Here is a 22,698-nt window from a genome sequence, read left to right on the forward strand (position 1 = left end):
CTTCCACCGCGCGTTTAATCGAGTCAGCATCGTGACCGTCAACGCCGCGCACCACGTGCCAGCCGTAGGCTTCAAAACGCTTCGCGGTGTCATCGGTGAACCAGCCTTCGACGTGACCGTCGATGGAGATGCCGTTGTCGTCATAGAACGCCACCAGCTTGCCCAGTTTCAGGGTACCGGCCAGGGAGCATACCTCGTGAGAGATACCTTCCATCATGCAGCCGTCGCCCATGAACGCATAAGTGAAGTGGTCAACAATGTCGTGGCCCGGGCGGTTGAACTGCGCCGCCAGGGTTTTCTCCGCAATCGCCATCCCCACCGCATTCGCAATGCCCTGCCCCAGCGGTCCGGTAGTGGTTTCCACGCCCGCGGTGTAGCCCACTTCCGGGTGGCCCGGGGTTCTGGAGTGCAGCTGGCGGAAACTCTGCAAATCGTTCAGCGAAACATCGTAGCCCGTCAGATGCAGCAGGCTGTAAATCAGCATCGAGCCGTGACCGTTGGACAGCACGAAGCGGTCGCGATCGGCCCAGGACGGGTTCTGCGGATTATGGTTCAGGAAATCACGCCACAGGACTTCGGCAATGTCAGCCATACCCATCGGGGCACCCGGGTGGCCGGATTTGGCTTTCTGTACTGCGTCCATGCTCAGGGCTCGCAGCGCGTTGGCGCACAGGCTGCGGGTGGTTTTTGTGGTATTCATAAGTCTCTTTTCCTGCCCTTACAGCATCTGCTGAATCTGATTTTCCAGTTTGACCTGATCGACCGCGAACAGGCGGATACCTTCCGCCAGTTTTTCCACCGCCATCGGATCCTGATGATGTTGCCAGAGGAACTCCGCCTGAGTCATCGGGCTGGGGCGGGTTTCCGTCACGCAGCCGGGCGCCAGCTGGCGACTCAGCGTCCCTTCACTGGCGGCCAGTTCATCAAGCAGCGCCGGGGAGATAGTCAGGCGATCGCAACCTGCCAGCGCCTGGATCTGCTCGATACGGCGGAAGCTGGCCCCCATCACCACGGTGTCGTAGCCGTGCGATTTGTAGTACTGATAAATCTGGCGCACGGAAACCACGCCCGGATCGCTGTCGACCTGATACTCCGACTGCGGTTGGTTTTTCTGATACCAGTCGTAAATACGCCCTACGAACGGCGAGATTAAAAAGACGCCGGCTTCGGCGCAGGCCCGCGCCTGGGCAAAGGAGAACAGCAGGGTCAGGTTACAGTTGATACCGCTTTGTTCCAGCTCCTCTGCGGCGCGAATCCCCTCCCAGGTGGCGGCAAGTTTGATGAGGATGCGTTCCGGCCCGACGCCGTTCTTTTCATACATCTGAATAAGCTTGCGCGCCTTCGACACGCACATCCCGCGATCCCAGGCAAAACGGGCATCGACTTCGGTAGAAATACGCCCGGGCACATGACGCAGCACCTCGGTACCGATATCCACCGCCACCTGATCGCAGGCGTTTATCAGCTGCGTTTCCGGGCTGCCGCCCTGCCGACGCGCCTTGCCGATGGCGTCGGCAATGAGCGCCTGATACTGCGGGAGCTGCGCGGCCTTCAGCAACAGTGAAGGGTTGGTAGTCGCATCCTGCGGGGCAAATTTTTTAATCGATTCGATATCGCCGGTGTCGGCAACCACCGTGGTGTATTTTTTCAGTTCGTCTAACTGGCTCATAGTCTGTTCCTTATATTACGACTGCGGATATTAATCTCTGGCATGCTGGTGTTCGTAATAGTCGATACGCTCCACTTTCGACGCGGAGCCGCCGCCTTCATATTCGGATTCAAGCCAGGCCTGAATAATTTTTTTGCCCAGCTCCGGGCCAATCACGCGCGCGCCAAGAGTGATAATCTGCGCGTTATTACTTTTGCGCGCCCGCTCGGCGGAGAAAGTATCGTGGCATTGGGCGGCTCGTATCCCCGGCACTTTATTCGCCACAATGCTCATTCCAATACCGGTGCCGCAAATCAGGATGCCGCGATCGTGCTCGCCCTGCTTTATTGACATTGCCACCGCGTGGGCAACATCCGGGTAGACCATGCTGCCCTGGCGTTTATCGCTGCTGTAATCCGCGACCTTAATTCCCTGCCCATTCAGATAAGCGACGATAGCGTCGCGAAAAGCATAGGCGGCATCATCCGCACCAATAGCGATTGTTTTCATGATAATTTCCTTAATTTAGCTGTACGTCTTAATTTAGTTCCGGATAGAAAAAGATTTGGTCGCCACGCTGAATATTCTGGGGGACGTCACCATTGAGATGCACCATCCCCGGTAATTCAGCGGTGGCAGCGCCATCAAATTTTAAAGTGATATGGCCAAGCCGTTTTAAATTTGCCGTTGCAACACCACCTACCGCCGTGACTCGATAAATAGTCTCATTTATTTTCATTATCTGCCCGGGTACCAATTCAGCTGTCAGCTCACTGCTCTGATGTACGGCGCAATACATCGCAATATCGTCAGGAACGGATTCAGAAAATAAAATCAGCTGATGCTCCTGTAGATAGTCTTTGACATATTTCCCGACAGCCGTGATAAGTAATGAATACAACGGCGCAGTCATATTATTTGTTCCCTTTGGTGGCAGGCGAAGATAACGTCACTTTCTCTTCACTGGTTTCTTCTTTTACCGGTTCAACCCTCGGCGCGCGCTTTTTCAGACGCTTATCAAACCAGGCCACCAGTATCGGCGCGGTAATCATGGTGATGATGCTCGCCGTCGCCAGCTGCGCGGTCGCGGCATCCACGTACATCGCCAGCGAGGGATCGGCCTGAGCCACCATTGCCGGCGTCAGCGCAGAGCTGGCGGCGGTTGTCCCCAGCGCGGCGCCCAGCGCGGTTTTCTTCTTCAGGAACAGGTTGTAGATAAAATAGAACACAATGCCGGTTAGCGCAGAGATAATGCCAAGCAGGATCCCGGACAGTCCGGCGGTAAAGACCGTGTTAATGCTGGAATTGGCGCCGATGGCAAACGACATAATAATGATAATCAGCGGCTGAGCGGCGGCGCACAGCTGTTTGAAACGCTCATCAAGGTTGCCCCACAGCATACCAATCAGCAGCGGGATAAGCATCGATAGCAGCGCGGCGAAAGGAATATTGGCCAGGCCGCTGACCCCCAGCACCATCATGGTAACAAAGGGCCCATCCTTGACGCAGAAGACGGAGATCGCCCCGGCATCGCTGGCATCGCCGTAGTTGCTGCACAGCGCGATATATAGCGAGCTGTTGGAGCTGGTTAAACAGGCAATCAGCGCCAGGGTCGAAATACCGAGGAAACCGTTGGGGCCAAACATCGCCCCGGCGACCCATACGGCCAGCGCGCCGGCGAGACATTTCAGCAACAACAGCACCGCGCCTTTATAGAGCGGCAGGCCGGCCTGGCGGATATTGATCGAGGTACCACAAATCAGCAGAAAAATCCCCATCATTGCGCTGGAACCGACTTTGAATAATGCGGTCGTCGGGCCGCCGATGCCCAGGACTTCTGGAGCAAAGGTATTAATAAGAATCGCCGCGAGCAACGGAATAATAATTAAACCGCCTGGCACCTTATTCATCTTCTCTAATATATTTATGTTCATAGGGTAACTCATAAATTATGATTTAACAGAGATAACGACGCAATACTACCCGGACGACCATTACGTCGCTTTTTATTTATATGACCTGTGGGTTATAGCTGCGCTTCTTTATAAATTCTTTCAACAATCGTGCTAATAATATCTTCTGGTCCGGTTAAACCGCCTTTGCCGACGCAAATCAATCCCGCATAATCGCCGCCGATAATACGCACCATATCGGTTTGCGGTATCACGTAGTCGATCATTTCAATGCCGGTCGCGCCAAGCTCTTTAAGAACATTTACCATCGTATCGCCGCCGGTCATATACAGGCCTTTAATTTCTCCGGCTGCGCAGTTAAGCACTTCACGAACAATATTCCCCAGTCCCTGGTTAATATTTTCCGCAGCCTGTCCGTGGGCCAGCCCAAAGCGCTGCTCTTCTTCCTGAAGATTCAGCAGCCGCCCGGTTAACGCGGATTCAAAAACGAAGATAGCGTTCTGCTGCGCCGGCACGCACTGCCGGGCATGCTGCACCACGCGATTCACTTCGATTTCAGCGGCGTTTTTCCTGTCAACCAGCAGTTCGGCATCAACAGGGATGTGACACACTCTTTCATCATTAGCGATCAGATGCTGAAGCTGCTTTTTGGTCACCGGCGTGGCGCTACCGGCAACCACCAGAATCGAACCGCGCGGGTTTTCCGCCCCTGACGACGCTGTCGCGCTGCTGCGCGCTTCCCGCATCAGGCCACGACGGACCGCAAGCCGCTCGGTAAAAGGCCCCGGGTCGACTGCCAGCACGTTCCAGTTCAGCGCCACCACCGCCCCGGCAATCGCATCGACATCGTCAACGGTAATCGCATCGACGACGATCACCCGCACGCCGCGCTGCTGCTGTTCCTGGAGATCCCGCTGCAGTTGCTCCTCGCCTTTCATCACCGAGGCCAGCGCGATATGTCCGACCTGATGATGGGTCTGCGCCGCCAGCAATCCCGGCACCCAGGATTCGGTAACCGGAGTACGCACATCGCGTGCGACATCGGTTCGCGAAAGCGCGACGGAGTCAATTACCGAATAGCCGCCAACCAGAATACGCCGCGACTGCGGCATCGCCGGCACGACGACGGCAACCGTTTCCAGCGGCAATTGTTCCAGCATGGCATCAATTTCAAAGCCGATGCCGCCGCGCAGCGTGGTATCAATACGCTTGGTAAAGTAGTGCGCGCCGCGCGCCTGCAGCTGCTTCACCGCGGCGCTGACCTGCTGCTGGGCTTCCGCTTTCGGCAAAGGACGGCTGTCGCTGCTGACGACCATCGCCGGATACTCCACCTCATTGCGGGCGAAGGATTCAGTATCGAAGAACGCGGCGGTTTTTAACCCGCTACGCGCCAGCAGCACCCCGACGGTGGTCGCACCGGTCAGATCGTCGGCCACGATCCCCAGCTTACCGCCTTCCCCCTGCGGCCAGATCATTTCAATACAGGCGGGCGTCACGCCGGAGACGTAGATCCCTTCATGAATAAACTCCGCCAGCGGACCACTTTTACCGGTGGGATGGAGGTTAATCGTCGGAATACCGCGTTTGGGATAGAGACCGCAGCGTAGCGTGCCGCCGCAGTCGATAACCATCAGGCCGATCTCCTCTTCCGGCGGCTCGCCGTTTTTAAATACGTCGACGGAAGGCCAGCCAGTCAGTTCGCTCAGGCGCTCAACGACCGGGGGACAAATCCCCCCGGTGATATAAGCAATCTTTTTCGCCTGGCTAATATTAATGGTCAGCGGCCCGCCCCAGCCCTTACAGCCTTTGCTAATTAACAGATGTTTTTCCATTTCTCTGCCCTTTTGCTTCGCATTAACCTCAGCGATTAGTGGTTTTTCATTTTCCAGTAGCTCACCGCGGCCATCGTGGACTCCAGCATACTGACGGTGCCCGCTTTACCGGTGCCGGCAATATCAAACGCCGTGCCGTGGTCTACCGAGCTACGCATAAACGGCAGGCCAAAGGTAATGGTCACGGAACGCTCAAAATCGAGGGTTTTACAGGCGATATGCCCCTGATCGTGGTAAAGCGAGAGGATGGCGTCATAGCGCCCCTGTTTACCCAGATGGAAGACGGAATCTGCCGGCACCGGGCCGATGGCGTTAATACCCATTTCCTGCGCCGCTTTGACTGCCGGGATGAGATTATCGGCTTCTTCGTGGCCAAACAGGCCGTTGTCTGAACCATGCGGATTCAGCGCGGCTACCGCAATGCGCGGATTTTTGATATTCAGCGCGGTAAACTCATGGTGGATCTGCTGCACGCAGGCCAGAACGCGCTCTTTATTGGCGTAATCGCAGGCGTCTTTAAGCGCCATATGACGACTCACGAAGAAGACCCGCAGGTTATGAACGTGGAACATGGTCAGGCCATAATCGGATTGCGTTTCAACCTGATAGATCTCGGTATGACCCGGCAGTTTACACCCCGCCAGCTTGATTGCTTCTTTATGAATCGGCGCGGTAGAGACCACATCGATCAGGCCGGCTTTCCCCAGTTCGATAGATTTCAGCACATAGTCCAGCGACATCTGCCCCGCCAGCTTCTGCACTTTGCCCCATTCAATGCTCTCGCAGTCATACTCACCGGTTTCCAGCACGTCCAGCGTACCCCAGCTGAAGCGAGCTTCCTGCGGACGGCTAATTTTGTTAATCGGAAAATCACAGCCCATGATTTTCATTGCTCTGGCGATAATCGGCGCTGAGCCAATCAAAAAAGGTTTGCACTCGTCGTAGACGCTTTTCTCCATCATCGTCGCGACTGAAATCTCCGGACCAATCCCGGCAGGATCGCCAATAGTAAGTGCGACAACTGGCTTTTTCTCTTGTGACATCGTGGACCTCTCGTAGTGAAGTTCGGCTTGTTCATATGTTCAATGGTGAATCATATGCTCAAAACATTACCTGATGATTGAGAGGTTATTGGTGATTTAGATCACATAAAAAAATCCATAGATTTATTTTATAAAAAAATGTGATCTAACATATGTTCATTGGGTGATAAAAAGTTCAATCTCTCTCATAAGCGAAAGCCATTTCACGACAAGCTATTGATTTACCTATTATGGAGAACAAGATGGAACAAATCTGGTTAGGAACCAGCTGGAAAATGAATAAACCGTTATCGCAAGCCATGGCCTTTTGTGAAACGCTGGCGCAGCGGTTACCGCAGGTGAGGCATCCGAAAATCCAGCCGTTTATTATTCCCCCTTTCACCGCCATTTATCCCGTCAGCCAGTATCTACAGCAGCATCAGATCCCCTGCCTGACCGGCGCGCAGAATATGCATGAAGCGGAAAACGGCGCCTGGACCGGTGAAATATCCGCCGCCATGTTGGCTGAAACCGGCGCCTCCCTGGTCGAGCTTGGTCACTCGGAGCGTCGCGGCGCGTTCAATGAATCCGACGCCGCCATTAACCAAAAAGTGCATCGCGCCCTGCGTCACGGCCTTCGACCTCTGATCTGTATCGGCGACAGCGCCGATGAAAAACGCTGGCAGGTCTCACGGGAAACGGTAGTGCGGCAGATGAAAATCGCGCTTTATGGCCTGAATGAACAGCAGGTTTTACACACTCTGGTTGCCTATGAGCCCATATGGGCTATCGGCGAACACGGCACGCCGGCGACGCCGGAGCAGGCCGCAGAGATCCACCGGGCGCTGCGTCAGGCGTTATGCGAGACCTTCGGCGAAGAAATCGGACGGCGCATTCCCCTGCTGTACGGCGGTAGCGTCAATCGGCAAAATGCCGTAGAACTGCTTCAGCAGGATGACATTAACGGACTGTTTATTGGCCGCGCAGCATGGGATGCCAACGGCTATTGCGACATTGTTCAACGCGTTACAGAGGAATTTATTCTTCAGGCGCAGTAGTATTAGGGAGACATCAAAGATGGAAACACCAGGCGATAACTATGACTGAACAAGACTCAGATTATGCGCTGCTGACAGAAATTGCCGTGGCCTATTACGATCAGGAGCAAACCCAGGAAGAGATTGCAAAACGCTTTGGGATCTCACGCATTAAGGTCGGTCGGTTGCTGAAAAAAGCTCGCCACGAAGGGATTGTCGAGATCAGCGTGAAATACCACCCGGTCTTCAGCTCCCAGATTGAGCAGCAGTTTATCTCCCATTTCGGCATCAAGCGCGCGCTTATCGCCCTGGACCATCACGACGAGGATGAACAGCGCCAGCAGGTCGCGGCGCTGGTCAGCAACTATCTCGCCGGGATCCTCAAAAGCGATATGACCGTGACCGTCGGGCAGGGTCGCAACGTCGCCGCCGTGGCCAACCACGTGGGGATCTTTCCAGAACGCAACTGTCGCTTTATTTGCGGTATCGGCGGCACCAAGCGCGACAACCAGCTGATCGATGCCGATCACATCAGTCGAAACCTGGCGCGTAAATTCAACGGTTTTAGCGAAACGCTGTACGCCCCGGCCTATGTCGAAACGCCGGAACTGCGCTCAGCGTTTATGCAAAACCGGCTGATTAAAGCCACGCTCGAACAGGCAAGCAAGGCGGATGTAGCCATCATTGGCCTTGGCGATATGAACGAAAATAGCTTTATGGTGCAGCTCGGCTGGTTCTCCCCACAGGAAATTGCGACCGCGCGCCAGGAACAGGGCGTAGTGGGCGATCTCGCTGGCTATAGTTTTTTCAATATTCAGGGTAAACCGGTTGATACGGTGATGAACGATCGGGTTATCGGCCTGAGCCTTGAGCAGCTTCGCGCCATCCCGTGCGTGATCGCCATTGCTTCGGAAAGCACCAAGGCAACGGCGATCCTCGGCGCGCTGCGCACCGGCGTAATTGATGTGTTGGCCACCAGCGCATCTAATGCCCGGGCGGTGATTAATATGCAAAAGGCGCTATGAATAAAGGGCGCCGAGGCGTCCTGAATTTCATTAGCGGCCTGCCCAGGCGATTGCCGTACGCTTTTTCCCGGGCGGAGGCAAAAGCCGGGATTATTTCTTGCCCTGATTTTTCGTTAAGACAGCATCAAGCTTGCCCGCAATATCATTCAGCGGCTTCCACAACGCGCCCAGCACGATAAGCGGCCCGAACCACGCCGAACCGCCCTGCGCGCTCTGGCCCTCAATCAGCAGATACAGCAGATGAAACAGGCAGGAAGCCGCGGATACGACGCCGAGAATAAGTGAGAGGATGAACAGAATATTTCTGCTATCAGAAAGACGAGGCAGGCCATACTGACTCCACAAGCCAACCCCCACTGCGGCCAAAAATATCGCAGCAGATAGTGCTAATGGGCTATCCATAGCCACTCCTGTTTTCCGTAACGCGGTATTGGTGAGGTTGCGTCTACCCGGCCAGCTGTTTCAGCAGCTTTTCCACAAAGCGCGGCACTTCTTCGCTTGCCGGGCCATAGTGTTTCTCGGCAAATTCGCTGCCTACCTGGCTTGGTTCGAGATTTAGCTCAACCGTGTGGGCGCCCTGCAGCCGCGCTTCATGGACAAACCCTGCCGCCGGATAAACGTGCCCGGAAGTACCGATGGCGATAAAGATATCCGCCTCCGCCAGCGCCAGGTAGATTTCATCCATATCCAGCGGCATCTCGCCGAACCACACCACGTGCGGGCGCAGCGGCGCGGGAAACTGGCAGCAGTGACACTTATCTTCCGTCGTCACATCACCGGTCCACGCCACCACCTGGCCGCTCCACGAACAGCGCACCTTCAGCAGCTCGCCGTGCATATGGATCACCCGACGGTTGCCCGCGCGCTCGTGCAGATTATCGATATTCTGGGTCACCAGTAGAAAATGGTCACCCAGTCTCTCTTCCAGCCGCGCCAGCGCCTGATGCGCTGCATTGGGCGCAATGTCCGGGCTTTGCAGCTGACGACGGCGATCGTTGTAAAACGCCTGCACCAGCGCCGGGTCGCGGGCGAACCCTTCCGGCGTGGCGACGTCTTCTACCCGATGCTCCTCCCACAGGCCGTCGGCGGCGCGGAAGGTTTTAATTCCCGACTCCGCCGAAATACCCGCGCCGGTTAGCACCACGACTCTTGGTTTTTCCATCGTTTCAGGTGTCTCCTTATCTTCGCCGAAGAAAATCCGCTGACGCAGACGGTCTCGTAACCGACGCTTATTGCGGCGAAATCGGCTTAATCGATGTAAGCGGCGCGACTGCATAGCTACCTCTGTCGTTAATGAGTCAGATGAAGGAAGGCCGCACCGCGCATACCTCCCGCATCGCCATGACGCGCGCGTTCGATGCGCGGCACGCTGGCAACGGGGAGCAGATGTCGCGGCAGGCGCTGCGCCAGCCCTTCGGTTATTGCTGTAAAGTTAGACAATCCCCCGCCCAACACCAGCAGATCCGGGTCGACAATCGTTAAAATATTGCCCAGGCACACCGCCAGCAGATCGAGGTAGCGCTCAACGTGCTCGCGCGCCTTCGCGTCGCCCTGCTGCCAGAGCGCGACGATCTCGGGTGAGGTTAAGGATTGTTGGTAAAAATGGTGGTACAGCCAGGCAAAGCCGCGTCCGGAAAGGTAGTTTTCAATGCAGCCCAGTTGGCCGCAGCCGCAGCGCGTAAGCGGGAAATCGCGCCCTACGACTTCCAGCGCATCCACCGGCAGGCGGATATGGCCGAATTCGCCGGTTATATAGCGATGCCCGGTAATCGATTTACCGTTGAGCACCAGCCCGCCGCCAACGCCGGTGCCGAGGATCATCCCCATCACCAGCGGGTATTGGGTAAATTCGTCGTCCCACGCTTCGGAGAGGGCAAAACAGTTGGCATCGTTATCAAGCCGCACATCGCGCCCCAGCCGCTCGCTCAGATCGGCCCGCAGCCGTCTGCCGCTGGCGGCAGGGACGTTGGCGGCATAGAGCGTACCGTCTTCCGTCTCCGGCATGCCGGGAATACCGATGCCCACCGAACCCTGACAGCCGAAGCGCTGGTCGGCCTCCGCCACCAGCGCTTCTACCGCTTGCAAAAAATCTTCATAGCTCTCTTTTGGCGTGGCGACGCGTTTTTCCCACTGCAGCCGCCGCGCGTTATCAAATACGCCCAGCGCTATTTTGCTGCCGCCAATGTCAAATCCATAGTACATTTCAGCCATTCCTCTTTACCGATCGGCAACGCCGACCATGACGATAAATTACTGGCCACTCAGCACCCTCGCCGGGTCAATGCGGCTGGCGCGGCGGGCGGGATACCAGCTGGCCAGCAAACTCAGCAACAGTGCCGTCACCAGCACGTAAACGACGTCCAGCCAGTGCAGTTCAGACGGCAGGAAGTCAATAAAATAGATGTCGCCGGAGAGGAATTTATGCCCGATCAGATCCTCAATACCGTTAATGATTGCGGTCAGCTTAAATGCGCAGATAACGCCAATAGCCACGCCAATCAGGCTACCTACCGAACCGGCAAGTAAACCATACCATACGAAAATCGCGCGGATCAGCCCGTCTTTTGCGCCAAGCGTGCGCAGCACCGCAATATCGCCGCTTTTATCTTTCACCGCCATCACCAGGGTCGAGACGATGTTAAAGCAGGCCACGCCAATCACCAGCACCATCGCCAGATACATAATGGCGCGAATCATCTGAATATCCCGGTACATATAGCCGTAGGTACCGATCCAGCTTTTGATGTAAACGTAGCTGTTGGTCACTTCGCCCGCATCGCGTACCAGCGTATTGGCATGAAACACGTCGGTCACTTTGATAGCGATCCCCGTCACGCTGCTGCCCATATCCAGGTACTGCTGCGCATCCTGCATGGGAATCATGGCAAAACTATGATCGAGCTGGCCGCTGAGCTGCAAAATGCCGGTAACATGAAGCCTGACGCGCTTTGGCTGCAGCAGCTGGTGCTCGGCATCGGAGTTAGGGATCATGATCGACACCCAGTCGCCCTGCTTGACGTGCAGCGCATCGGCAACGCCTTTACCGAGGATCACCTGCTGCTCGCCGGCTTTAAAGCTGGCCCACGCATTGTTCTGCACAAAGTTGGGTAACGAACTGAGACGGCTTTCCTGCTGCGGGTCGACGCCTTTCACCTGAATTGCGCGCATGTTGCTGCCGCTCTCCACCAACCCGGTGAAGTTAATATAAGGCGCCGCGGCAACGATACCTTTGACCTTTTCAACCTTCGCCAGCGCCTCGTTCCAGTTGTTCCACGGCTGGTTTACCGGCTCAATTTCACCGTGCGGTACCACCGCCAGAATGCGGTTATTGAGCTCGCGTTCGAAGCCGTTCATCGCGCTCAGGCCAACGATCAACACCGCCACGCCCAGCGCGATACCGATGGTCGAAATAACCGAAATCAGCGACACCATCCCACCGCGCCGCCGTCCACGGCTGAAGCGCAGGGCAATCAATAACGATAACGGAGAAGCCATTACTCAGCCCCCATCAGGGAGAGTTCGGCTGTCAGGCGCCCGTCGCGCATCTCCAGCTGGCGGCTCATACGTTTTGCCAGCTGCAGGTCGTGGGTCACCACCAGGAAGGCGGTACGCTGGGCGACGTTCAGCTCGCCAAGTAGCTGAAAAATGCTGTCGGCGTTGCGGGCGTCAAGGTTACCGGTGGGTTCGTCCGCCAGCACCAGACGCGGTTTATTAACCAGCGCACGAGCAATCGCGACGCGCTGACGCTCGCCGCCGGAGAGCTCCGACGGACGGTGATCGCTACGGTGCTCAAGCCCGACGGAGCGCAGCATCGCTTTCGCCTGACGCTCGATATCCGCCGCCTTCTGTTTACCAATCAGCAGCGGCATCGCTACGTTTTCCAGGGCGGTGAAATCCGGCAGCAGATGGTGAAACTGATAGATAAAGCCCAGTTCGCGATTGCGCAGATCGGCGCGGGCGGCGGCGGAGAGCCGGCTCATTGGCTGGCCGGAAAAGATAACGTCACCGGAGGTTGGCGTGTCCAGCCCGCCCAGCAGATGCAGCAGCGTACTTTTGCCGGAACCGGAGGTACCGACAATCGCCATCATCTCGCCCTCTTCAATGCTGAAGCTGACATCGTGCAACACGTCGGTCTGCACGGTGCCTTCCTGATAGCGTTTGCACAGGTTGTCGCATTGCAGCAGGATCTTATTCATAACGTAAAGCCTCAGCGGGTTGAGTGGCGGCAGCGCGCCATGAAGGATACAACGTAGAGAGTAATGCCAGCGCCATGGCCACGAGGGCAATGACGATGACCTGCAGTGGCTCAATAGCCACCGGCAGCGCGGCGCCGTCGAGGAACGCGCCGATAATCGGCATCAAATTATTGAGCTGGCTGGCAAGCAGCGCGCCCAGCCCGGCGCCGAGCAGCGCACCGACGATCCCGGCGCTGGCCCCCTGGACCATAAATACCAGCATGATCTGCCGCGGTGTCAGGCCGAGGGTCTGCAGGATCGCCACTTCACCCTGTTTTTCCATAACCATCATGCCCAGAGAAGTAATGATGTTAAAGGCGGCCACGGCGATAATCAGGCTCAGCAGCAGGCCCATCATATTTTTTTCCATCCGCACGGCCTGAAACAGTTCGCCTTTTCGCTCTCGCCAGTCCTGCCATTTGGTGCCTTCCGGCAGTTTCTGCTGGCTGAGCGTGTCGACCTGCAGAGGCTGACTCAGCCACAGACGCCAGCCGGTAATGTTCCCCTGGGGGTAACGCATCAGGCGAGAAGCATCGTCGATATTGGTCAACATCTGATAGCCATCGACTTCGCTGCTGGCGGCAAAGGTACCGATCACGTTGAACAGGCGCTGGCTGGGAAGCCGCCCCATCGGGGTAAACTGGCTGGCGGAAGGCACCATCACGCGGATCCGATCGCCGCGGTTGACCCCCAACTGCCCTGCCAGTTGCTCACCCAGGATGATGTTATATTTTCCGGCCTGCAGATCGCTCTGCTTCACGTTAACCAGATAAGGGGTCAATGGATCTTTTTGCGCCGGGTCGATGCCGAGCATCACGCCAACCGCTACGCTGCGGGCGCTTTGCAGCACCACATCGCCGGTGGTCAGCGGCGCCACGCGGGTGACGCCCTGTAGTCTGGCTGCGCTTTCCGGCAGTTTTTGCGGGTTTATAGACCCCTGCTGTGCGCTGAGAATGGCCTGCGGCATCAGCCCCAGGATGTTGTTTTGCAGCTCGCGCTCAAAGCCGTTCATCACCGAAAGAACGGTCACCAGCGCCATCACGCCAAGCGTAATGCCAATAGTGGAAAGCCAGGAGACGAAACGACCGAAGCGGTCGGCTGCGCGCCCGCGCATATAGCGAAGGCCGATAAAAAGTGCGGCAGGTTGATACATGTAATCCATCTGATTGCTGATAGCCGATGTCCGAGTATATAAGCGATTATGAGCAGCGTAAATGACTGAAACCTGTAGATTTTATTGGCAAAATCAGTAAAAAATCAATATAAACAACAACATAGAAACATAAGTCGTTATTTAACTTTACGCTTATCGGAGTTCGTTACATTTTCGTCCGTAACATGACCTTTGCGATACGGGTTGGCGAATCCTGGTCGATCGCTGATAATCAGACTATTGAATATCAGCGAGTTGCCCTCCATATCGGCAGAGCGAATCCTCAAGAGATCATGATACCGTCTATGCCTGAACAATACCGATACTCTCTGCCGGTTAAAGCCGGCGATCAGCGCCAGCTTGGCGAACTGACCGGCGCGGCCTGCGCCACTCTGGTGGCTGAAATGGCCGAGCGCCACAGCGGCCCGGTGGTACTGATAGCCCCCGATATGCAGAACGCCCTGCGTCTGAATGATGAAATCAGGCAGTTTACCGACAGCATGGTAGCAGGCCTGGCGGACTGGGAAACGCTCCCCTACGATAGCTTCTCTCCGCACCAGGATATTATCTCTTCACGTCTCGCCACCCTGTACCAGCTCCCGACCATGGAACGCGGCGTGCTGATCGTCCCGGTCAGCACTCTCATGCAGCGCGTCTGTCCGCATAATTTCCTCCACGGCCACGCGCTGGTGATGAAAAAAGGCCAGCGGCTGTCGCGGGATGCGCTGCGCTCGCAGCTGGATAGCGCCGGCTATCGTCACGTCGATCAGGTCATGGAGCACGGCGAGTACGCCACGCGCGGCGCATTGCTTGATCTGTTCCCGATGGGCAGCGAGCAGCCCTACCGTCTCGATTTTTTTGATGATGAGATCGATAGCCTGCGTCTGTTCGACGTCGACAGCCAGCGAACGCTGGAGGAAGTCGCCAGTATCAACCTGCTTCCGGCGCACGAATTTCCGACCGACCAGGCCGCTATCGAGCTGTTTCGCAGCCAGTGGCGCGACCGCTTCGAGGTTAAGCGCGACGCCGAGCATGTTTATCAGCAGGTCAGTAAAGGCACGCTGCCTGCGGGGATCGAATACTGGCAGCCGCTGTTCTTTAACGAACCGCTGCCGCCGCTGTTCAGCTATTTCCCGGCGAAAACGCTGATCGTCAACACCGGCGATCTCGAAGCCAGCGCCGAACGCTTCCAGAATGAAACCCGCGCTCGCTTTGAAAATCGCGGCGTTGATCCGATGCGTCCGCTTTTGCCGCCGGAGCAGCTGTGGTTGCGCAGCGATGAACTGTTCAGCGAGCTGAAAAAATGGCCGCGCGTGCAGCTCAAAACCGAACGCCTGGCGGAGAAGGCCGCTAATACCAATCTCGGCTATCAAAAATTACCCGAGCTGGCGATTCAGGCGCAGAACAAAGCGCCGCTGGATAACCTGCGCCGATTCCTCGAATCCTTTAGCGGGCCGGTGATTTTCTCGGTTGAGAGCGAGGGACGCCGCGAAGCACTCGGTGAAATGCTGGCCCGCATCAAGATCGCGCCAAAGCATATTTTGCGTCTTGAAGAGGCTACGGCTAACGGCCGCTATCTGATGATCGGCGCCGCCGAGCATGGCTTTATTGATAGCCAGCGCAACCTGGCGCTAATTTGCGAAAGCGACCTGCTGGGCGAGCGCGTTGCCCGCCGTCGTCAGGATTCACGCCGCACCATCAATCCGGATACGTTGATTCGTAACCTGGCGGAGCTGCATATCGGTCAGCCGGTGGTGCATCTGGAGCATGGAGTTGGACGCTATGCCGGAATGACGACCCTTGAAGCGGGCGGCATTAATGGCGAATACCTGATGCTGACCTACGCCAACGACGCCAAACTGTACGTCCCGGTGTCCTCACTGCATCTGATTAGCCGCTATGCGGGCGGGGCGGAAGAGAATGCGCCGCTGCATAAACTGGGCGGCGACGTCTGGGCGCGAGCGCGGCAGAAAGCGGCCGAGAAAGTGCGCGACGTGGCCGCCGAGCTGCTGGATATCTATGCCCAGCGCGCGGCGAAAGCCGGCTATGCGTTTAAACATGATAAACAGCAGTATCAGCTGTTTTGCGACAGCTTCCCGTTCGAGACCACGCCCGACCAGGCGCAGGCTATTAACGCCGTCCTGAGCGATATGTGCCAGCCTCTGGCGATGGACCGTCTGGTGTGCGGCGATGTTGGCTTCGGCAAAACGGAAGTGGCGATGCGCGCCGCTTTCCTGGCGGTCGAAAACCATAAGCAGGTGGCGGTGCTGGTGCCAACCACCCTGCTCGCCCAGCAGCACTTCGATAACTTCCGCGATCGCTTTGCTAACTGGCCGGTGCGTATTGAGATGCTTTCGCGCTTTCGCAGCGCCAAAGAGCAGGCGCAGATCCTTGAGCAAGTCGCGGAAGGAAAAATCGATATTCTTATCGGCACCCATAAACTGCTGCAGCCGGATGTTAAGCTGCGCGATCTCGGTCTCCTGATTGTTGATGAAGAGCACCGCTTTGGCGTGCGTCACAAAGAGCGCATCAAGGCAATGCGCGCCGACGTCGATATCCTGACCCTGACCGCGACGCCTATTCCGCGCACGCTGAATATGGCGATGAGCGGTATGCGCGATCTTTCGATCATCGCCACGCCGCCCGCCCGCCGTCTGGCGGTCAAAACCTTCGTTCGCGAATATGACGCGCTGGTGGTACGCGAGGCGATCCTGCGTGAGGTGCTGCGCGGCGGCCAGGTTTACTACCTCTATAATGACGTGGAAAACATCCAGAAAGCCGCCGAGAGGCTGGCGGAGCTGGTGCCGGAAGCGCGCATTACCATCGGTCATGGACAGATGCGCGAGCGCGAGCTCGAGCGGGTGATGAACGATTTCCATCACCAGCGTTTTAACGTGCTGGTCTGTACCACCATTATCGAAACCGGGATCGACATACCCACGGCGAACACCATTATTATCGAGCGTGCCGATCACTTCGGCCTGGCCCAGTTGCATCAGCTACGCGGACGCGTTGGCCGGTCGCACCATCAGGCCTATGCCTGGCTGCTGACGCCGCATCCGAAAGCGATGACTCCCGATGCGCAAAAACGCCTTGAGGCTATTGCATCGCTGGAAGATCTCGGCGCTGGCTTTGCGCTGGCGACCCATGACCTCGAAATTCGCGGCGCGGGCGAGCTGCTGGGCGAAGATCAGAGCGGTTCTATGGAAACCATCGGCTTCTCCCTCTATATGGAGCTACTGGAAAACGCCGTTGACGCGCTGAAGGCCGGGCGCGAGCCCTCGCTGGAAGATCTCACCAGCCAGCAAACCGAAGTTGAGCTACGGATGCCGTCGCTGCTGCCGGACGACTTTATCCCGGATGTGAATACTCGCCTGTCGTTCTACAAACGCATTGCCAGCGCGAAGAGTGAGAATGAGCTGGAGGAGATCAAAGTCGAACTTATCGATCGTTTTGGCCTGCTGCCGGATCCGGCCCGCAATCTGCTCGATATCGCCCGGCTGCGCCAGCAGGCGCAGAAGCTGGGGATCCGCAAGCTTGAGAGCAACGAAAAAGGCGGCACCATTGAGTTTAACGAGAAGAATAACGTTAATCCGATGTGGCTGATTGGCCTGCTGCAGAAGCAGCCGCAGCACTATCGACTGGATGGCCCGACGCGCCTCAAATTTACGCAGGACCTCGCCGAGCGTAAAACGCGGATGGACTGGGTGCGCCAGTTTATGCTTCAGCTGGAAGAGAACGCCACCGCTTAACGGTGCCCGGGATACGATCCGCGCGTCGTATCCCGGCCCCCTCATATTCGGCAAAATTTACAAACATTTTGCAATCCCTCTGCACTTCCACACACTCGTTCGACCATAATCTCAGGGACTTTTCGTATAAAAATAACCACTTACTTAATATGGAATTAAGGTGATGAAGAGCTTTTCGCGACTTTCTTTCTGGCTGGGGATGATGGCTATCGCCACCGCGCTGGCGCTGCCCGCTCGCGCCAATACCTGGCCCCTGCCGCCTCCGGGCAGCCGTCTGGTCGGGCAGAACCAGTTCCACGTGGTCGAGAATAATGGCGGCTCGCTGGAAGCGATCGCTAAGAAGTACAACGTCGGTTTTCTGGCCCTGCTTCAGGCGAACCCCGGCGTGGATCCTTACGTTCCGCGAGCCGGTAGCGTACTGACCATCCCGCTGCAAACTCTGCTGCCCGACGCGACGCGGGAAGGGTTAGTCCTTAACCTGGCCGAACTTCGTCTCTATTACTATCCGCCGGGCAAAAATGAAGTGACCGTGTACCCTATCGGCATCGGCCAGCTCGGCGGTGATACCATCACCCCAACGATGGTCACCACCGTATCCGACAAACGCGCCAACCCAACCTGGACGCCTACGGCCAATATTCGCGCCCGCTATAAGGCGATGGGCATTGACTTGCCTGCCGTTATGCCCGCCGGGCCGGATAATCCGATGGGCCACCACGCCATTCGTCTGGCAGCGTACGGCGGCGTCTACCTGCTACACGGCACCAACGCCGATTTCGGTATCGGCATGCGCGTAAGCTCCGGCTGTATTCGTCTGCGCGATGATGATATCAAAGCGTTGTACAATGAAATTAGCCCGGGCACCCGAGTGACGATAATCAATACGCCTATTAAGGTATCCGTTGAGCCGAACGGTACCCGTCTGGTAGAAGTGCACCAGCCGCTGTCAAAGCATATTGACGACGATCCGCAGACCCTGCCGATTACGCTCACTGACAGCATGCAGGCTTTCAAACAGGCGCAGTTGACCGATACCGAAGTGATGGAACGTGCAATGATGCTGCGCTCCGGTATGCCGGTTGATGTGACCCGTCACCCTCGGGCCAGCGAACAGTCGCTATAGTTCATCCGCTAACGGACGTAAAAAAACCGCCTTCAGTTCACACTAAGGCGGTTTTTTTATGGCAATAATCAAACAGAGTACAGCTTTACTGCGTTTCGCGGCGCCATAAAGGGGTGGGCGCCGCGTCTCAGCAGGGAATAACTTACTTCTTACTTCGCGCGGTCAACTGAAGGGGGTCAGAACCGCGCGTGGTCAGTGGCAAAACAGGGGTGGTGCTAAATTATTTATAGATAACCGCGGTTCCGTGAAGGGTATTTGGACCGGTTACTGAAGTGATACGGTAAGAGGTTGCACCCATCTCTTCCGCTTTTTGCGCCAGCTGATCTTCCAGAGAACCCAGGTTGGTACCAGCAGAGGCGGAAACGGTACCGATTTTATGCTGGCCTGCCGGAGTGGATTGAACTTCAACAGCGGCAAAGCTGGCGAAAGAGAGCGAGCTGAGAACAGTGGCGATGGCTAATGTTTTAACATTTTTCATGATTATTAAACCTGTGCAGATGAATATTTTTGTAGGGACGAACGCATTTACTTAACGATCGATAGGTAAATAATAATGTGATCCACATCACACGTCAAACTATTTTTATAACGTTCGTTTAACTATTTACAAACAGCTTAAAATTCATACATATATGAATTATTTATTTTTAGGCCTGCATCGCTGGCAGCCCGTCAGCTTTATTTTTATAATGCTTCTTCAACACACCAACACAGGTACAGCGGCACCATGACAACTGACGTTCAAAGTTGCACGAAAAAAAGCCGTGGCCGACCTAAAGTGTTCGACAGGGAAGCGGCGCTGGATAAGGCCATGACACTCTTCTGGCAGCACGGCTATGAAGCCACCTCTCTCGCCGATCTGGTCGAGGCGACGGGCGCAAAAGCGCCAACGCTTTACGCCGAATTCGTGAATAAAGAGGGGTTGTTTCGGGCGGTGCTGGATCGCTACATCTCGCGTTTTGCCGCCAGGCATGAGGCGCTTTTGTTTGACGACGAGAAAACCGTCGATCGGGCCTTGCGCGATTATTTCACCGCCGTCGCGACCTGCTTCACCAGCAAAGAGACGCCGGCAGGCTGTTTTATGATCAATACCTCTGCAGCGCTGGCGGCCTCCTCAACCGATATCGCCACTACCGTGAAGTCACGGCACGCGATGCAGGAACAGACGCTCACTCATTTTCTCCAGCAGCGGCAGTTGCGCGGCGAACTGCCGCCAGACGGCGATGTTCATCAGCTGGCGCAGTTCCTGAACTGTATACTGCAGGGGATGTCCATCAGCGCCCGCGAAGGCGCCGATTTCACTAAAATCATGCAAATTGCCGAAACCACGCTGCGGTTGTGGCCCCAGGTTCTTCAGCGCTAATTTCTCCTTTACCGGTGGGCGCACCACCGGTTTCACCCCGCCTTACCCACACATTACGTCATGTTTTCAGTCGTTTATTTCTTTTTTTCTCGAGAATGATATTGATAACAATAATCAATACGGGCAGAATTCAGCCTTAAACATTTCTGTTTATTTCACCCTGTAACAACCGGTGCACCCGTACCGGAAAATTAAAACAACGATATCGTTAGCCCTAACTAATTCGAGTTGCAGGACAAGGTACTCGTGCCTTGAACTGCGCTAGTGCTGGCCCCGTAGGGGCCAGCGCCATGGATGGGCCGAGTAATCCAAAGCCAACACCTGCGACTTGAAGAATGACGGGCATAAACTCATAAAAGGAATGAGCATGAACAAGCGTCTCTGGGTACTCAACCCACTGCTGCTGGCAACCGCCCTGCCCGCCTGGGCCGCTGATGACAATATGATCGTCAGCGCTAACCGAACGCATCGCACCGTCGCTGAAATGGCGCAGACCACCTGGGTCATTGAAGGCCAGGAGATTGAACAGCAGGTACAGGGCGGTAAAGAATTTAAAGACGTGCTTGCGCAGCTGATCCCTGGCATCGACGTCAGCAGCCAGGGACGCACCAACTACGGTATGAACATGCGCGGCCGCGCGATCGTCGTCCTGATCGATGGCGTTCGCCTTAACTCCTCCCGTACCGACAGTCGCCAGCTGGATTCAATCGATCCATTTAACATTGAACATATCGAGGTGATCTCCGGCGCCACCTCGCTCTACGGCGGCGGCAGTACCGGTGGTCTTATCAATATCGTCACCAAAAAGGGACAACAAGAGCGTCAGGTCGATCTGGAACTGGGAGGCAAATCCGGCTTTGCTAATAGCAACGATCGCGATGAACGCGTGGCGGCAGCGGTCAGCGGCGGTACCGACCACGCTTCCGGTCGTTTGTCGGTCGCTTATCAGCGCTTCGGCGGCTGGTATGACGGTAACCACGATGCGCTAATCCTGGATAATACCCAGACCGGCCTGCAGCATTCCGATCGCCTCGACGTCATGGGGACGGGAACCATTGAAATTGACGATAACCGTCAGCTGCAGCTGGTTACGCAGTATTATAAAAGCCAGGGCGACGATTATGGCCTGTACCTGGGGAAAAACATGTCGGCGGTGACCGGCGACGGCAAGGCCTTTACCACCGATGGTCTGAACTCGGACCGCGTACCCGGCACCGAGCGTCACCTCATTAGCCTGCAATATTCCGATGCCGATTTCCTTGGCCAGAACCTCGTCAGTCAGGTTTATTATCGCGATGAGTCCCTGACCTTTTATCCCTTCCCTACGCTGAGCAAAGGCCAGGTTAGCAGCTTCTCATCCTCAAAACAGGATACCGATCAATACGGGGCGAAAGTCACCCTTAACAGCCAGCCGCTGGACGGATGGGACCTGACCTGGGGGCTGGATGCGGACCACGAAACGTTCAACGCCAATCAGATGTTCTTCGATCTGAATCGATCAATGTCTTCCGGGGGCCTGAATAACCAGGCAATCTATACCACTGGCCGTTATCCCGGCTACAGCATTACCAACCTGGCGCCGTTCCTGCAGTCCAGCTACGATCTGAACGATATTTTCACCCTCAGCAGCGGCGTACGTTACCAGTGGACGGAAAACCGGGTCGATGACTTTGTTGGCTATGCCCAGCAGCAGGATGTCGCCGGCGGTAAGGTCAGCTCGGCGGATGCCATTCCGGGCGGAAAAACCGATTACGATAACTTCCTGTTTAACGCCGGGATCGTTGCTCATCTCACCGACCGCCAGCAAACCTGGTTTAACTTCTCTCAGGGCGTTGAGCTACCGGACCCGGGGAAATACTACGGCATCGGCAAGTACGGCGCGGCGGTCAACGGCCATCTCCCGCTTCTCTCCAGCGTTAACGTCGGCGACTCGCCGCTGCAGGGGATCAAAGTCAACTCTTACGAACTGGGCTGGCGCTATACCGGTGATAACCTGCGCACCCAGCTGGCGGCATACTATTCGACCTCCGATAAGACGATTGTCGTTAACCGTACCGACATGACCATCGACGTGCAGTCCGATAAACGCCGTATTTACGGCCTTGAAGGGGCCGTAGATTACTTCTTCCCGAATAGCGACTGGAGCGCCGGAGCTAACTTTAACGTGCTGAAATCTCAGGTGAAGAGTGACGGTAGCTGGCAGAAGTGGGACGTGACGCTCGCCTCGCCGTCAAAAGCCACCGCCTGGGTTGGCTGGGCGCCCGAACCGTGGTCGCTGCGGGTACAGAGCCAACAGGTATTCGATCTCAGCGATGCCAGCGGCAATAAGCTTGATGGTTATAATACCGTGGACTTTATCGGCAGCTACGCGCTACCTCTTGGCAAACTGACCTTCAGTATCGAGAACCTGCTTAATGAAGATTATGTCACCGTCTGGGGCCAGCGCGCGCCGCTGCTCTACAGCCCAACCTACGGCAGCAGCTCTCTGTACGAATATAAAGGTCGCGGCCGTACCTTTGGCCTGAACTATGCACTGAGCTTCTGATAAAAAAAGCCCCTCGGCCTGAGCGACTGAGGGGCTAATAGAGATAAACA

The 22,698-nt window shown here is 56.1% G+C and carries 20 protein-coding genes and 1 pseudogene; 6 read left to right on the top strand and 15 right to left on the bottom strand.

Annotated elements, in window-relative coordinates:
• The 7 genes from ABLV11_RS12120 to pdxA form a co-directional block, all read right to left on the bottom strand.
• Positions 1 to 700 (bottom strand): transketolase family protein (locus ABLV11_RS12120; RefSeq protein ID WP_348855321.1); only part of this gene is annotated, 700 nt, incomplete at its 3' end.
• Positions 701 to 718: 18 nt separating this feature from the next.
• Positions 719 to 1,669: a transaldolase gene (gene tal, locus ABLV11_RS12125; protein WP_126488933.1), complete on the bottom strand. Its 951-nt coding sequence runs from the start codon at positions 1,667 to 1,669 to the stop codon at positions 719 to 721.
• A 30-nt stretch (positions 1,670 to 1,699) separates the two neighbouring features.
• On the bottom strand, positions 1,700 to 2,158 hold the full coding sequence (gene rpiB / locus ABLV11_RS12130) for a ribose 5-phosphate isomerase B (RefSeq protein ID WP_004101165.1): 459 nt from the start codon (positions 2,156 to 2,158) through the stop codon (positions 1,700 to 1,702).
• 28 nt (positions 2,159 to 2,186) lie between these two features.
• Complete coding sequence (locus ABLV11_RS12135) at positions 2,187 to 2,561, bottom strand: PTS glucitol/sorbitol transporter subunit IIA (protein WP_126488932.1); 375 nt, start codon at positions 2,559 to 2,561, stop codon at positions 2,187 to 2,189.
• 1 nt (position 2,562) lies between these two features.
• Positions 2,563 to 3,582, bottom strand: a complete 1,020-nt coding sequence (locus tag ABLV11_RS12140) for a 2-keto-3-deoxygluconate permease (RefSeq protein WP_070557363.1) — start codon at positions 3,580 to 3,582, stop codon at positions 2,563 to 2,565.
• 92 nt (positions 3,583 to 3,674) lie between these two features.
• A complete protein-coding gene (locus ABLV11_RS12145; RefSeq protein ID WP_004101151.1) occupies positions 3,675 to 5,393 on the bottom strand; it encodes a four-carbon acid sugar kinase family protein in 1,719 nt (572 codons plus the stop codon).
• A gap of 35 nt (positions 5,394 to 5,428) precedes the next feature.
• Entirely contained in the window at positions 5,429 to 6,436 is a 1,008-nt protein-coding gene (pdxA, locus tag ABLV11_RS12150; protein WP_126488931.1) for a 4-hydroxythreonine-4-phosphate dehydrogenase PdxA, read from the bottom strand.
• 242 nt (positions 6,437 to 6,678) lie between these two features.
• Here pdxA and ABLV11_RS12155 point away from each other — a divergent pair, with 242 nt between their 5' ends.
• Positions 6,679 to 7,473, top strand: coding sequence for a triose-phosphate isomerase (locus ABLV11_RS12155; protein WP_004112199.1), 795 nt, complete (start codon positions 6,679 to 6,681; stop codon positions 7,471 to 7,473).
• Positions 7,474 to 7,514: 41 nt separating this feature from the next.
• Entirely contained in the window at positions 7,515 to 8,477 is a 963-nt protein-coding gene (locus tag ABLV11_RS12160) for a sugar-binding transcriptional regulator (RefSeq protein WP_004101147.1), read from the top strand.
• A gap of 90 nt (positions 8,478 to 8,567) precedes the next feature.
• Here ABLV11_RS12160 and ABLV11_RS12165 read toward each other — a convergent pair whose 3' ends face one another.
• The 7 genes and pseudogenes from ABLV11_RS12165 to ABLV11_RS12195 form a co-directional block, all read right to left on the bottom strand.
• Entirely contained in the window at positions 8,568 to 8,879 is a 312-nt protein-coding gene (locus tag ABLV11_RS12165; RefSeq protein WP_004101141.1) for a hypothetical protein, read from the bottom strand.
• A gap of 43 nt (positions 8,880 to 8,922) precedes the next feature.
• Entirely contained in the window at positions 8,923 to 9,753 is an 831-nt protein-coding gene (cobB, locus tag ABLV11_RS12170) for a Sir2 family NAD+-dependent deacetylase (RefSeq protein WP_004101139.1), read from the bottom strand.
• A gap of 14 nt (positions 9,754 to 9,767) precedes the next feature.
• A complete protein-coding gene (gene nagK, locus ABLV11_RS12175; protein WP_004101137.1) occupies positions 9,768 to 10,679 on the bottom strand; it encodes an N-acetylglucosamine kinase in 912 nt (303 codons plus the stop codon).
• A gap of 48 nt (positions 10,680 to 10,727) precedes the next feature.
• Positions 10,728 to 11,972: a lipoprotein-releasing ABC transporter permease subunit LolE gene (gene lolE / locus ABLV11_RS12180; RefSeq protein WP_004112196.1), complete on the bottom strand. Its 1,245-nt coding sequence runs from the start codon at positions 11,970 to 11,972 to the stop codon at positions 10,728 to 10,730.
• Positions 11,972 to 12,673, bottom strand: a complete 702-nt coding sequence (gene lolD, locus ABLV11_RS12185; protein WP_004101134.1) for a lipoprotein-releasing ABC transporter ATP-binding protein LolD — start codon at positions 12,671 to 12,673, stop codon at positions 11,972 to 11,974. The genes lolE and lolD overlap by 1 nt, the downstream gene beginning before the upstream one ends.
• Positions 12,666 to 13,865, bottom strand: coding sequence for a lipoprotein-releasing ABC transporter permease subunit LolC (lolC, locus tag ABLV11_RS12190; RefSeq protein WP_023329509.1), 1,200 nt, complete (start codon positions 13,863 to 13,865; stop codon positions 12,666 to 12,668). The genes lolD and lolC overlap by 8 nt, the downstream gene beginning before the upstream one ends.
• A gap of 200 nt (positions 13,866 to 14,065) precedes the next feature.
• A pseudogene (locus ABLV11_RS12195) lies at positions 14,066 to 14,131 on the bottom strand (hypothetical protein); the annotation flags it as partial.
• Positions 14,132 to 14,170: 39 nt separating this feature from the next.
• Between ABLV11_RS12195 and mfd the strand changes: the two are divergent.
• Both mfd and ABLV11_RS12205 read left to right on the top strand, forming a co-directional pair.
• Complete coding sequence (gene mfd, locus ABLV11_RS12200; protein WP_126488930.1) at positions 14,171 to 17,617, top strand: transcription-repair coupling factor; 3,447 nt, start codon at positions 14,171 to 14,173, stop codon at positions 17,615 to 17,617.
• Between the two features lie 163 nt (positions 17,618 to 17,780).
• Complete coding sequence (locus tag ABLV11_RS12205) at positions 17,781 to 18,740, top strand: L,D-transpeptidase family protein (RefSeq protein WP_064373092.1); 960 nt, start codon at positions 17,781 to 17,783, stop codon at positions 18,738 to 18,740.
• A 220-nt stretch (positions 18,741 to 18,960) separates the two neighbouring features.
• On the opposite strand, the gene bhsA is transcribed toward ABLV11_RS12205, so the two are convergent.
• Complete coding sequence (gene bhsA / locus ABLV11_RS12210; protein WP_126488929.1) at positions 18,961 to 19,218, bottom strand: multiple stress resistance protein BhsA; 258 nt, start codon at positions 19,216 to 19,218, stop codon at positions 18,961 to 18,963.
• A 249-nt stretch (positions 19,219 to 19,467) separates the two neighbouring features.
• Here bhsA and ABLV11_RS12215 point away from each other — a divergent pair, with 249 nt between their 5' ends.
• Entirely contained in the window at positions 19,468 to 20,103 is a 636-nt protein-coding gene (locus ABLV11_RS12215) for a TetR/AcrR family transcriptional regulator (protein ID WP_049592091.1), read from the top strand.
• A gap of 367 nt (positions 20,104 to 20,470) precedes the next feature.
• On the top strand, positions 20,471 to 22,648 hold the full coding sequence (locus ABLV11_RS12220) for a TonB-dependent siderophore receptor (RefSeq protein WP_126488928.1): 2,178 nt from the start codon (positions 20,471 to 20,473) through the stop codon (positions 22,646 to 22,648).
• Positions 22,649 to 22,698: the final 50 nt, after the last annotated feature.

The organism is Klebsiella sp. GW_Kp181, from assembly GCF_040062315.1.
Taxonomy (GTDB): Bacteria; Pseudomonadota; Gammaproteobacteria; order Enterobacterales; family Enterobacteriaceae; genus Klebsiella; species Klebsiella oxytoca.